Raw genomic sequence first — 551 nt, forward strand, 5'->3', positions numbered from 1 at the left:
CTTCCGCTTTCATCTCTTCTGGTGGACAAACATCAGATACTTTTGCGGTTGCTTCGTGCCACCAAACATCACGATGCTCATGCCAATCTACATTGCCGCCTGTGCGTTTTAGTACCACAACCTTGCTGATGGTTTTTACTTCTGGATTAGTGAGTGCTTCGTCCACGTTCTTTTTCAGCGGAACGGCACGTCCACCGCGCACACCTTCGTCCGCAGTGATCACAACTTTCGCGTCAGAGTCGATGATACGACCAGACAGTGCTTCTGGTGAGAAACCACCAAATACCACGGTATGCACCGCGCCGATGCGTGTACACGCCAGCATAGCGATAGCTGCTTCTGGCACCATTGGCATGTATAAACACACCACGTCGCCTTTGCGCACGCCTTGGTCTTTTAATGCGTTAGAGAACTTGCACACTTCTTTGTGCAGTTCGTTGAAAGTCAGCGTTTTGTCGTCTGCTGGAACATCGCCTTCCCAGATGATCGCTACGTCGTCGCCGTGTTCCGCGAGATGACGGTCGATACAGTTTTCAGATACGTTCAGTGTG

At 51.0% G+C, this 551-nt stretch carries 1 protein-coding gene; it reads right to left on the reverse strand.

Features of this window, described 5'->3' with window-relative positions; all coding sequences use genetic code 11:
• The coding region (locus R7Q09_RS27655) for an AMP-binding protein (protein WP_318144148.1) at positions 1-551 on the reverse strand (551 nt) is incomplete at both ends.

The organism is Vibrio sp. 2130-1 (assembly GCF_033339515.1).